Below are 8,821 nucleotides of genomic sequence, written 5' to 3' on the forward strand. Positions count from 1 at the left end.
CGGCGGGCCGGGGCTCCTCAGTGTCTGACCGGTCGGGTCCTAGTAGCCGCCGCCGAAGTCGCCGCCGCCGCCGTAGCCGCCGCCGCCGTAGCCGTAGTGGTCCCGGACCACCCGGAAGCTGGCCACGACACCGTGGTCGATGTCGATGGCCCGGGTGCGGCCCGGGTGCACGCCGTCGGCGGAGCTGCGCGGACCGACCGTGGCGATGGGAGCGCCGTTGTCGCAGACCGCGCCACGGAAGACCTCGACCGTCCGCTTCGTGTCGTTGCGGATGTTCAGGCTCCGTGCGCCCAGGCCGCTGACGACGGTGATGCAGTCGCCGGGGTGGGCCGAGTACGACCGCTCGTTGATCTCGATGCGGCCCTCGTAGTACCGGTGGCCGCCGCCGCCTCGACCTCCCTCGTTGCCCTTGCCCTCGTTGCCCTTGCCGTTGTTGTCGTTGCCGTTGTTGTTGTTGCCGTTGCCACCGTCGGGAACGGCGGCAGGTGCGACGGCGGCGACGGCCGGCGCCTGCTGGGGCACCGGGGCCGAAGCGGCCGAGGCGTAGGTGATGCCGGTCGCGGCCAGAGCCGCGGCGCCGGACACAGCGGCGGTGACCACCGTGGAACGAAGCTTCATTGCGGTATCTCCTGTTTCAGGGTTGCCGGCCCGTCAGCCGGCTCGTGAATGAACTTACCCATGGCCGTCATATCGGTCATTTCGAAATAGCGGCAGGAGAGCGCCAAACGAGGCAATTATGGCCCTGGTTGAGAAACTGATGAGATGTCATCTCGCCATAAAAATAAGCAGATTGACATACCATTGGGCCGTCTGATGGATCTTCTGACGTCTGCTCATCCCTCGATGTCAGCGTGTCGCTGCGAATGCGGCGAGGTGAGTCGTGTTAGCCGGGGCCCCTGGCGAACCCAAAACCGCAGGTCACAGGCCTGGCGTGGTCGTGCCGCGCCGGTGGGCCCGGCCCCTTCGGCCCCTTCGGCGCGGCACGATGGTCAGAACAGGATGGACAGGTCGCTCGGTCGTACCCGGACGGTGACGGGCAGGGTGGCGTCGACCTCGCCGTCGGCGCCGTAGGGCACCGGCCGGTCCGCCTCGATGCGGATCTCCCTGCCCTGCAGGACGACGACCTCGGGCCGCTCGACATGGGCGCCGGTCTTGAGTTCGTTCATGAGCGTGAAGAACAGGCGCCGGGGTGCCTCCCGGATCATGACGACGTCCAGCAGACCGTCGTCCACCCGGGCGGACGGGGCGATGATGCGCCCGGACCCGTAGTAGGCGGAGTTGGCGGCCACGACGGTGTATCCGCGGTGCGGGTGTTCCTGCCCGTCGACGGTGACCCGGTAGGAAGCCGGGCGCCAGCCGGCGACGGCGCGCAGCCCGCCGGCATAGTACGAGGCGGCCCCACGCAGGAAGCGCGCCCGGTTGGCATGGCGGTTGGCGAGCGCGTCGACGCCCGCATAGACGCTGCCCAGCACGACGGTGCGGGGGTGTACCGCCGACTCGACCTCGATGGTGTCCACGCGCCGAGGCTCGCTCTCGAGCAGGACCCGGGCCAGGCCGGCGGCGTCGGTGGGCAGCTCGAGAGCGCGGGCGAAGTCGTTGCCGCGGCCCGCGGGTATCAGGCCCAGCACGGCGTCCGTACCGCTGAGCGCGCCGCCGATGCCGCCGGCCATGCCGTCGCCGCCGACGGCGAGCACCACCCGGCCCCGCTCCGCGGCCCGGCGGGCCAGCGCCCGGGCGTGGGCGAGGCTGTGACTGTACTCGGTGTCCAGTTCCGCTCCGGCCTCCCGCAGCAGACGGGCGACCTGGAGCAGCGCAGCCGCTCCGGCCGAGTCGCCCGCAGTGGGATTGACGACGGCGGTGAACTGTCGCATCGGTGTGCCTCCGGGCGGTGACGGTGGGACGGAACGGGGATGGAGCCTGGGCAGGTGCAGGCCCCGGCGCGAGGCCGGAGCCTGACGGCGGACCAGTGGCCGTACGGCGGCCGGGGGCTGCGCGGGAGAGTCAGTCCTTGGGCAGCAGCACCCCGGGGTTGAGCAGGCCGTCGGGGTCCAGCCGCCGCTTGACGGCGCGCAGTGCCTCGACGCCCAGCGGCCCGGCCTCCCGTACATACCAGTCACGGTGATCGGTGCCCACGCCGTGGTGGTGGCTGATCGTACCGCCCGCGTTCAGGACGGCTTCACAGGCTGCCGCCTTGGCCGGTGCCCAGTGGGCGACGGCGTCCTCGCCCTGCGCGCTGACCACCGTGAAGTACAGCGAGGCGCCGTTCTCGTACACGTGCGAGATGTGGCACATCACCAGGGGCGGGGTGCCCGCCGCGGTGAGGGTGTCGGTGAGTGCCGTGCGGACGGCCGCGTAGAGCTCGGGCACGCGCGACCAGAAGGCCGCCGTCTCCAGGGTCTCGGCGAACGCCCCGGCGTCGAGCAGGGAGTCCCGCAGGTACGGTGCCGCGTAGCGGCCGTGTGCCCAGCGCTCGCCGGGCTCCGCTCCGAGGAAGATGCCTCCGGCGGCGCGCAGCACGGCGGCGGCCTGCTCCCGGCGGCTCGTGGTGTCCTCCTCGGTGCCTTCGTATCCGACGACGGCCGTGCATCCGGCGTTGGCCGGCAGCCCGGCCGAACCGATGGCGTCGGGCTGCGCGAGACCGACGAAGGTCTCGGTCTCGTCGGACAGTCGCAGGACCGTCGGGCGCGGGCCGTCCTGGGCGAGCCGGCGCAGCGCGGCGGCGCCCTGCTCGAAGGAGGCGAAGCGCCACCCTTCGTGGATACGGGTCTGCGGCCGGGGCCTGACGCGCACCGTGACGGCGGTGATGACCCCGAAGGCTCCCTCGGAGCCGAGGATCAGCTGACGCAGATCGGGACCGGCCGCCGAGCGCGGCGCGCGTCCCACGTCCAGGGTGCCCTCGGGGGTCGCGACGGTGAGACCGAGGACCATCTCGTCGAAGCGGCCGTAACCGGCGGAGGCCTGTCCGCTGGAGCGGGCCGCCGCGAATCCGCCGATCGTCGCCCACTCGTAGGACTGCGGGAAGTGGCCGAGGGTGAACCCGTGCTCGGCCAGGAGCGCCTCCGCGTCGGGTGCGCGCAGGCCGGGCTGGAGGGTGGCGGTCCGTGAGACGGGGTCGACGTCGAGCAGGGCGTCCATACGGCGCAGGTCCAGGGCGACGAAGACACGCCGCTCGGGTGCGAGGCCGCCGACGACGGATGTACCGCCGCCGAACGGGACCACCGCGAGGGCGTGTTCGCCGCAGACCCGCAGTACGGCGAGGACCTCGGCGTGGGTGGCGGGCAGGACGACGGCCGCCGGGGCGTCCACGACGTCTCCGGCACGGATCTTCAGCAGGTCGGGCGTGGACTTGCCGCGCGTGTGCCTGATCCGGCTCTCCGCGTCGGTGTGCACATGGGCCCCGCCGCCGACGGCCGCCGCCAGCGCGCGCAGGGCGTCGGTGTCCAGCGGGGTCTCGGGGAGCGCGATCTCCTCCAGGGCGAGCGCGTCGGTGTCCCGCGGCTTGACGCCGAGCAGCTCCCGCAGCAGCGCGGTCACCGGGTCGGGCAGCGGTGCCGCCTTGGCGGGGTCGCCCCAGCCACTCCACAGCATGTCCATGAACGGTCCGTCCTCATCGGTCGGTTGGCGACGCGCCGTCTCCCGCACGGTCGCACGGGGCGTTACACTGTTACATATGACGCCCATTCGTCACAACCATTCGGCCAGCTCGGACAGCGATCCCGTTCTCGACGCCGTACGCGACTGTGTGCTGGCGTTCGGCGTCCGGCGCACCACCCTCACCGACGTCGCCCGCCGCGCCGGCGTCTCACGGATGACCCTCTACCGCCGCTGGCCCGACGTGCGGTCACTGGTCGGCGACCTGATGACGCGTGAGTGGATCGACGTGGCGAGCCGTGCCATGCCGCAGCGCCGGCCCGGCCAGGACATGCGCGGTCTGATCGTGGACGGACTCGTGGCCGGAGTCGCGGCCTTCCGGTCCCACCCTCTCTTCCTCAAGATCGTCGACGTCGACCCCGAACTCCTGCTGCCCTACGTCCTGGACCGCCGGGGAGCCAGCCAGGAAGCCCTGCTGGGACTGCTCGCCGAATCACTGGCGGAAGGCCACGCCGACGGGTCGGTGCGCCGCACCCACACCGACCGGCAGGCCCGCGCGGTGCTGCTCGTCGTCCAGTCCTTCACCCTGTCGCTGCGGACCATGACCGACGAGAACGACCCCGAACTCGCCGAATCCGCCTTCCTCGACGAACTGCGCACTCTTCTGGAGAGGACCCTCACCCCATGAGCCCGACCAGCAGCCCGTCCGGCCCGTCCGCCTCCGCCCCCGGATCGTCGCTCTCCGCCGCCCGCCGACGCCGCGAACTGGCCGAGGCCGTCGACGCCGATGTGGCGGACGTCCTGGTCGTCGGACTCGGCGCCACCGGCGCCGGGGTCGCGCTGGACGCCGCGGCGCGCGGCCTCCGCGTCGTCGCCGTCGACGCCCACGACCTCGCCTTCGGCACCTCGCGCTGGAGTTCCAAACTCATCCACGGCGGACTGCGCTACCTCGCCTCGGGACAGCTCGACGTCGCCCACGAAAGCGCTGTGGAACGCGGTGTCCTGATGGAACGCACCGCACCCCACCTGGTGCGCGCCCAGCCCTTCGTCCTACCCCTGACGCCCTCGGTGTCACGCGGTCAGGCATCCCTGGCCTGGGCCGGCTTCCGGGCCGGGGACGCCCTGCGGCTGGCAGCCCGCACCTCCCGCGCCACCCTGCCCGCACCGCGCCGCCTCTCCGCCGTCGAAGCCCGCCACCTGACACCGTCGGTACGCCCCGGCGGCCTGCGCGGCGGCCTGCTGTCCTGGGACGGCCGGGTGACCGACGACGCCCGCCTGGTCACCGCGCTGGCCCGCACCGCCGCCGCCCACGGCGCGAAGATCCTCACCCGGGTCAGGGCCCTGGAACTCGACGGGACCACCGCCCGCGTCCGCGACGAACTCACCGGCGAACAGGGCGAGATCAGCGCCCGCGCGATCATCAACGCGACCGGCGTATGGGCGGGCGGCCTGGTCGAGGGCATCCGCATCCGCCCCTCGCGCGGCACCCATCTGGTCCTGCGCGCCGACCTGCTCGGTCCGCTGCCCGCGGGCCTGCACATCCCGATCCCGGGGGAGACCAACCGGTTCGTGCTCGTGCTGCCGCAGGACGACGGCCGCGTGTACGTCGGCCTGACCGACGAGCCCGTCGACGGCGACCTGCCGGACGTGCCCGAGGTGCCCGAGTCGGACATCGGCTTCCTGCTGGACGTGCTGGGCTCCGCCCTGGACACCCCGGTCAGGCGGCACGACGTCGTCGGCGCCTTCGCGGGACTGCGCCCCCTGCTGGACATCGCGCCCACCCGCTCCGCCGACCCCTCCCGTACCTCCGACATCTCCCGCCGGCACGCCGTCCTCACCTCCGCCGACGGGGTGGTCACGGTCGTCGGGGGCAAACTCACCACCTACCGGCGCATGGCGCAGGACGCCGTCGACGCTGCGGTCGAGGCCCGCGGCCTGCGCGCCGGTGCCTCGACCACCGCCTCCCTGCCCCTGGTCGGAGCCGCCGCCCCGCACCGGCTCGGCGCGCTCACCGCTCCCGGCCACCTGGTCCGCCGCTACGGCACCGAGGCTCCCGCCGTGCACGCTCTGGGCGCCCGCGACCCCCGCCTGAACGAGCCCGTGGTGCCCGGGAACCCCGTCACCAGGGGCGCCCTGCTGTGGGCCGCCCTGCACGAGGGCGCCCTGGACGAGGCCGACCTCCTGGACCGGCGTACCCGCATCGGACTCGTGCCGCAGGACCGGGCGGCGGCCGTGGCGGCGGCTCACGAGGCACTGGACGCGGCCGCCGCCCAGCCCGCCTGACCCGCCCCCGCGCGGGACGCACAGCGGCAGGCGCCGTCCTCGCCCGTGACCTGCTTCCTCGCGCGTGGTCCGCGCGGCCCCTGACCAGCGCGGCCGGGCCCTCCTTGCGGGCGCCAGTACGGCCACGCATCCTTGGAGGAAGGCATGCCGACAACCGTATGGACCGAACGTAGCCGGCTGCGGGGTCTGCGGGAACCGCGGTCCACGCAGGGAGCGGATTCCAGATGAGGCTTGTCGTCGATCTCAACCGGTGCCAGGGATTCGCGCAGTGCGTCTTCCTCGCCCAACGCCTCTTCGCCCTGCACGGCGAAGAGGCGTTGCTGTTCTCGCCCCGCTTCGACGAGGCACAGCGTGACCGGGTGGAGAAGGCCGCGGCCGCCTGCCCGGTCCAGGCCATGACGCCGAATGGCGGCTGGGCGTCGCCGCCGCGGGCCTGGACCGGGACGCCAAGCAGGTGCGCCTGGCCGACGGCGACACCGTCTCCTACGACCGGCTGCTGATCACCACCGGGACCAGGGCGCGGCCCTGGATCCACGCGGACGAGGCCGCGCTGGACGGCGTGTTCGTGCTGCGCACCCGCGACGACTCCGCACGGCTGTATCGCAAGCTGACCGGGGGAGTGTCCCGGGTACTGGTCATCGGCGCCGGTTTCACGGGCTCCGAAGTGGCCTCCGCCTGCCGGGAGCTGGGCATCGAGGTCGCCGTCGCCGAACGCGGCCCGGCACCGCTGGTGGGCGCGCTCGGCGGAGTGATCGGCGCGGTCGCGGACCGGATGCAGCGCAGCAAGGGTGTCGATCTGCGCTGCGGCATCAGCGTCACCGCCCTCGAAGGCGACTACGGGGGGCGGCTCAGGCGTGCCCACCTGTCCGACGGCTCGGCCATCGACGTGGAGGTCGCGGTCGTCTCGCTCGGTGCCGTCCGGAACACGGAATGGCTCGCGGGCTCCGGGCTGGCCGCGGGTCCCCGGGGGATCGCCTGCGACGCGGGATGCCGGGTGTCCGACGTCAACGGCATCGTCACCGACGACATCTACGCCGCCGGTGACGTCGCACGCAGCCCCCACCCGCTGTTCGACTACCAGTTCCTGTCGCTGGAGCACTGGGGCAACGCGGTCGAGCAGGCCGAGATCGCCGCCCACAACATGATCTGCGCGGGTCCGGAGCGCCGGCCGCATCTGTGGCTGCCGATGTTCTGGTCCTCCCAGTTCGGGGTCGACATCAAGTCGGTGGGAGTGCCCTCGCTGGGCGACAAGCTGGTCGTCGCCCAAGGGACGCTCACCGAAGGGCGGTTCGTCGCGGTGCACGGCTACCGCGGCCGCGTCATCGCCGCGGCTTCCTTCGACGGAGCCAAGTGGCTGGGGTTCTACGAGCAGCAGATCGCGGCCGGTGCGCCCTTCCCGCCGGCGTACCGCACGGTGGACCGCCGCACCGAAACGCTGGTGCCGGTCGACCCGGCCTTCCCGGATCCCCATCTGCCCACCCACGGGGCCACGGTCACGCTGACAGGTCACTCACCGAGCGAGCGGCGTGTCGAGTTCGTGCCGTCGCGCGCCTGATCCCAGGCCCGCACCGCCCGGAGCCCTCAGGAGTCGCCATGACGTCCGGCACCATCGTCGCCGAGATCACCGACTACGCCGATCGAGCCGATCCCTATCCCCTCTATACGGAACTGCGCAAGCAACCGATCAGGCGGTTGGACGACGGCACTTTTGTGGTCAGCAGCTATTACGAGGTGCGGAGTCTGGCCAACGATCCGCGGATGAGCAACGACACGAGCAACCGCCTCGCCGGGTACGCCCGCGTGGGGCAGCCGGTGGAGTCCGGCCTGCCGCCCAGCCTCATCTTCACCGACCCGCCCGTGCACGACCGGCTGCGCGACACCATCAACCGGCCGTTCGGGCCCCCGCACAGCCCCAGGTTCCTCGACGGCCTGCGCGGAGACCTGGTCAAGGTCGTCGGCGAACTGCTCGACGCCTTCGAAGGCAAGGACCACGTCGACATCGTGGAGGACTTCGCCTACCCCCTTCCCGTCACCGCCATCTGCAAGGTCCTCGGCGTGCCGCGCGAGGACGAATCGCGCTTCCACGTCTGGGCCGACGCCCTGGCGTCGTCACTCGACCCCGGCTCAGGCGCCGAAGACGGCCAGGAAAAGGCACAGCGGGCGCGCCAGGACCTGGGCGCCTACCTGGGCGATCTGATCGAGACCAAACGCCGCCATCCCGGCCCGGGGATGCTCAGCGCGCTCGCGCCCACCATGGCACCGTCGGACCCGGAGGCCACCGCGGTGCTGCTCCTGGTCGCCGGCCACGAGACCACCGTCAACGCCATCACCAACACGACCCTCACCCTGCTGCGCCACCCCGAGATCCTCCAGCGGTTCCGGAAGGAGCCGGATCTGGCCGTCCCGATCATCGAGGAGGTGCTGCGGTACGAGCCGCCGGTCCAGTTCGTCCCGTGGGTCACCGCCCTGGACGACGTCGAGGTCGGCGGCACCTTGATCCCGAAGGGTTCTCCGGTCTGGCTCATGCTGGCCGCGGCCAACCGCGATCCCCGGCGCTTCGAGGACCCCGACCGGTTCGATCCCGACCGCAAGGACAACGAGCACCTGGGTTTCTACACCGGCATCCACTACTGCTTCGGCGCCCCGCTCGCCCGCATAGAACTGCAACTGGCCGTGCCCGAACTGTTCCGTCGGGTCAAGTTCTCCGGGCTGCGCGAGGACCCGCCGCCGTACCGCGCCAACGCGGTGCTGCGTGGCCCCCGTCACCTCCCCGTGGCGATCGAGGGTCTCACGGCCTGAGCCTCGTGCCGGCCGGCAAGCCCGGTTCGGATACGACGGAGCCGCTGCTTCGTGTGAAGCAGCGGCTCTGTCGTGTGTTTGTGGCTGTGGGCGGTGGGTTCGCCCGGTGCTGTCCGGCTCAGTACCAGTGGTGGGTCTGCCAGAAGTC

7 protein-coding genes and 1 pseudogene are annotated in these 8,821 nt (G+C 72.2%); 5 read left to right on the forward strand and 3 right to left on the reverse strand.

Annotation, left to right across the window (positions count from 1 at the left end; all coding sequences use genetic code 11):
- Nucleotides 1-39 precede the first annotated feature (39 nt).
- The 3 genes from ABT085_RS39800 to ABT085_RS39810 form a co-directional block, all read right to left on the reverse strand.
- Nucleotides 40-618 (reverse strand): hypothetical protein, encoded by a 579-nt coding sequence (locus ABT085_RS39800; RefSeq protein ID WP_351619901.1) that lies wholly within the window; start codon nucleotides 616-618, stop codon nucleotides 40-42.
- A gap of 371 nt (nucleotides 619-989) precedes the next feature.
- The gene (locus tag ABT085_RS39805) at nucleotides 990-1,871 is read right to left on the reverse strand and encodes a YegS/Rv2252/BmrU family lipid kinase (RefSeq protein ID WP_351619904.1); all 882 of its coding nucleotides are present in this window, start codon (nucleotides 1,869-1,871) and stop codon (nucleotides 990-992) included.
- A 130-nt stretch (nucleotides 1,872-2,001) separates the two neighbouring features.
- Complete coding sequence (locus ABT085_RS39810; protein ID WP_351619909.1) at nucleotides 2,002-3,594, reverse strand: FAD-binding oxidoreductase; 1,593 nt, start codon at nucleotides 3,592-3,594, stop codon at nucleotides 2,002-2,004.
- A gap of 76 nt (nucleotides 3,595-3,670) precedes the next feature.
- Here ABT085_RS39810 and ABT085_RS39815 point away from each other — a divergent pair, with 76 nt between their 5' ends.
- From ABT085_RS39815 to ABT085_RS39835, 5 genes and pseudogenes are all read left to right on the forward strand, one after another.
- On the forward strand, nucleotides 3,671-4,279 hold the full coding sequence (locus ABT085_RS39815) for a TetR/AcrR family transcriptional regulator (protein WP_351619914.1): 609 nt from the start codon (nucleotides 3,671-3,673) through the stop codon (nucleotides 4,277-4,279).
- Nucleotides 4,276-5,874, forward strand: a complete 1,599-nt coding sequence (locus tag ABT085_RS39820) for a glycerol-3-phosphate dehydrogenase/oxidase (RefSeq protein ID WP_351619916.1) — start codon at nucleotides 4,276-4,278, stop codon at nucleotides 5,872-5,874. The genes ABT085_RS39815 and ABT085_RS39820 overlap by 4 nt, the downstream gene beginning before the upstream one ends.
- Before the next feature lie 224 nt (nucleotides 5,875-6,098).
- A complete protein-coding gene (locus tag ABT085_RS39825; protein WP_351619919.1) occupies nucleotides 6,099-6,374 on the forward strand; it encodes a ferredoxin in 276 nt (91 codons plus the stop codon).
- Nucleotides 6,272-7,429: pseudogene (locus tag ABT085_RS39830) on the forward strand (NAD(P)/FAD-dependent oxidoreductase); the annotation flags it as partial. The gene ABT085_RS39825 and the pseudogene ABT085_RS39830, both read left to right, overlap by 103 nt.
- A 38-nt stretch (nucleotides 7,430-7,467) precedes the next feature.
- Nucleotides 7,468-8,673, forward strand: a complete 1,206-nt coding sequence (locus ABT085_RS39835; RefSeq protein ID WP_351619922.1) for a cytochrome P450 — start codon at nucleotides 7,468-7,470, stop codon at nucleotides 8,671-8,673.
- Nucleotides 8,674-8,821: the final 148 nt, after the last annotated feature.

The sequence above is a fragment of the Streptomyces sp. NPDC002265 genome (assembly GCF_040296125.1).
Lineage (GTDB): Bacteria > Actinomycetota > Actinomycetes > Streptomycetales > Streptomycetaceae > Streptomyces.

Excerpts from the sequence above, each read along its gene's own strand:
- ABT085_RS39820 (WP_351619916.1), top strand. The coding sequence starts at position 4,276 with ATGAGCCCGACCAGCAGCCCGTCCGGCCCGTCCGCCTCCGCCCCCGGA.
- ABT085_RS39810 (WP_351619909.1), bottom strand. The coding sequence starts at position 3,594 with ATGGACATGCTGTGGAGTGGCTGGGGCGACCCCGCCAAGGCGGCACCG.
- ABT085_RS39825 (WP_351619919.1), top strand. The coding sequence starts at position 6,099 with ATGAGGCTTGTCGTCGATCTCAACCGGTGCCAGGGATTCGCGCAGTGC.
- ABT085_RS39800 (WP_351619901.1), bottom strand. The coding sequence starts at position 618 with ATGAAGCTTCGTTCCACGGTGGTCACCGCCGCTGTGTCCGGCGCCGCG.
- ABT085_RS39805 (WP_351619904.1), bottom strand. The coding sequence starts at position 1,871 with ATGCGACAGTTCACCGCCGTCGTCAATCCCACTGCGGGCGACTCGGCC.
- ABT085_RS39835 (WP_351619922.1), top strand. The coding sequence starts at position 7,468 with ATGACGTCCGGCACCATCGTCGCCGAGATCACCGACTACGCCGATCGA.
- ABT085_RS39815 (WP_351619914.1), top strand. The coding sequence starts at position 3,671 with ATGACGCCCATTCGTCACAACCATTCGGCCAGCTCGGACAGCGATCCC.